This is a genomic window from Caballeronia sp. (assembly GCF_049581465.1).
Classification (GTDB): Bacteria; Pseudomonadota; Gammaproteobacteria; order Burkholderiales; family Burkholderiaceae; genus Caballeronia.
On sequence record NZ_JBAUSA010000354.1, the window covers coordinates 1 to 2,548 of the forward strand.

Sequence of the window (2,548 nt, forward strand, 5' to 3'; positions counted from 1 at the left end):
ATTTCTGTTAGCCCCTATCCGGGGCGGGACTTCATTTCTTTGCAAACGCGCAAAGAAACGAAGCAAAGAAACGCGTTCAAACCGCGAATACCTCAGTGTTGTCGTTGCTCATTTCAGGTCTTTGGCCCGAACGTAGCACGGCCCCCGCAAACTCAACCCGCAGTCGAACACCCACCTCAAGCACAAACGGCACGCACACGCTTCGCCTCAAACGCCATATCGCCACGACCATCCATGTTCGTACTACCAGTCGGTGAGCGGTCCGCGCTCGCCCCGTCAGGGTCTTGCTTCGCAGGATCCCGACGGATGACACCCAAAACGGAAAAGCCGACAGACCTTGCTAGGAACGTTCCACGCCTGAGCGACACTCACCGAGCAACACCCACTCGACCTCGCTGCCCGTCCTTCCCCAATCCTGCCTCACCCCAAAGCCGCCCGAGCAGCAACCACCGCCGCCCGAACCTGCTCCGGCGCCGTCCCACCGGCGTGATTCCGACTCGCAACCGACCCTTCAAGGGTCAAGTACTCGAAAACATCCTCGCCGATAAGCTGAGCCACATTCGGCAATTCCGCGCGCATTTCGTCGAGCGAAAGATCAGCCAGATCGCAACCCCGATCCACGCAAACGCGGACCGCGAGCGCCACCGCTTCGTGGGCGTCGCGGAACGGCAGGCCGCGCTTGACCAGATAATCGGCAAGATCCGTAGCGGTCGAGAAGCCCTGCAACGCGGCTGCGCGCATGGCGTCCGGCTTCACCGTGATGCCCGCTGCCATTTCGGCGAAGATGCGCAGGGTGTCGGCGACGGTGTCGACTGTGTCGAACAGCGGTTCCTTGTCTTCCTGATTGTCCTTGTTGTACGCAAGCGGCTGGCCTTTCATCAGGGTCAGCAACGCCATCAGATGTCCGTTCACGCGACCCGTCTTGCCGCGCGCCAGTTCGGGCACATCAGGGTTTTTCTTTTGCGGCATGATCGACGACCCCGTACAAAACCGGTCGGCCAGGTCGATAAACCCGACTCGCGGGCTCATCCACAACACGAGTTCTTCAGAAAAACGCGACACGTGGGTCATTACGAGCGCGGCGGCCGCCGTAAATTCGATCGCGAAATCGCGATCCGATACGGCATCGAGCGAATTCGCACAAATGCCGTCAAAGCCAAGCGTCTTCGCCACGGCGTGCCGGTCGATCGGATAGCTTGTGCCGGCGAGCGCCGCCGCGCCGAGCGGCAAGCGGTTCACGCGCTTGCGGCAATCGCGCATGCGTTCGCTGTCGCGCGCGAACATTTCGACGTAGGCGAGCAGATGGTGCCCGAACGTAACGGGTTGAGCGACTTGCAGGTGCGTGAAGCCAGGCATGATGGTTTCGGCATTCTGTTCGGCGATATCGATGAGCGCGCGCCGCAATTCGACCAGCAATTCGCCAATGCGATCGATTTCGCCGCGCAGCCAGAGGCGGATATCGGTCGCGACCTGATCGTTTCGTGAGCGGCCGGTGTGGAGACGCTTGCCGGCATCGCCAATGAGTGCGGTCAAGCGCGCCTCGATGTTCAGATGCACGTCTTCAAGATCGAGTTTCCACTCGAATTCACCCCGTTCAATTTCGCCCCGGATCTGCGTCATGCCGCGCTGAATAGACAGCAAATCTTCATCGCCGATAATCTTCTGCGCCGCAAGCATGGCTGCGTGCGCGAGCGAGCCATCGATGTCGACGAATGCAAGCCGCTTGTCGAAGAACACAGACGACGTGTAGCGCTTGACCAGATCGGACATGGGCTCATTGAAGCGAGCCGACCAGGCTTCGCCTTTCTTATGCAGTTGTGACGTCATGGCTGATGGAGTAGAGAGCGAAAAGTCGAAAGCGAGCGGCGAATTCAGCGGAATCCGGTTGAAATGCCGAGGAAAAAGCGATTTTACAGGCAATGCTTCCCAACCGACAGACGTGGGAAAACCGAGCACGGTGGACCCGCCCGGCGAGCCAACGTCCGAGAGGGCGCCACGATGCCCGCGGCGCATGACAAACACCAACCGAAACCGTCAAGCAGCGGGAATGACCTTGCCTGTATAGACGACCGGTCCGGTAGGACCATCCGGATTGGGAGAGCCGCCAACCGGTTCTACGGACACCGCCAACGCCGGATAAGCATCAACAGAAGCAGCCTTGAACCGCGCGGTGCCTCCAACCGGCAGGACGCCTAGTGAGACCGGATGCCCTTCTTTTGGAAGGCCCCAGAGTTGCATGGATTTATCGGAGGGATCCGATGAACCACTCAACCGTCGCACGGTGACTTCCGAAGTCCGATCGTCCCACGTAACGAGCATCATCGCGTTCGATTGCTTGTCGGCGAGCGTAGCCACGTATCCAATACGCGGCGCCTGCGCGACCTGAACCACAGCGACACGCACGGGCGCGACCGTCGTCAACGCACGAATCGACACGACCAGTGCAATGGCAGCGACAGCGGTTGCGGCAATCGACCAGCCGCGCCAGAACGACAGGTTCTCGAACCAGCTTGTCTTCGGGCGGGTAGAAGGCGCGGGCCTCGCGGGC

At 60.4% G+C, this 2,548-nt stretch carries 2 protein-coding genes; both read right to left on the reverse strand.

The window, feature by feature from the left end; all coding sequences use genetic code 11:
• Nucleotides 1-420: 420 nt before the first annotated feature.
• Complete coding sequence (gene argH / locus WCA53_RS08850; protein ID WP_423908105.1) at nt 421-1,827, reverse strand: argininosuccinate lyase; 1,407 nt, start codon at nt 1,825-1,827, stop codon at nt 421-423.
• A 207-nt stretch (nt 1,828-2,034) separates the two neighbouring features.
• The coding region (locus tag WCA53_RS08855; RefSeq protein WP_423908103.1) for an anti-sigma factor at nt 2,035-2,548 on the reverse strand (514 nt) is incomplete at its 5' end.

Coding starts and splice junctions, on each gene's coding strand:
- argH (WP_423908105.1), bottom strand. CDS start 1,827: ATGACGTCACAACTGCATAAGAAAGGCGAAGCCTGGTCGGCTCGCTTC.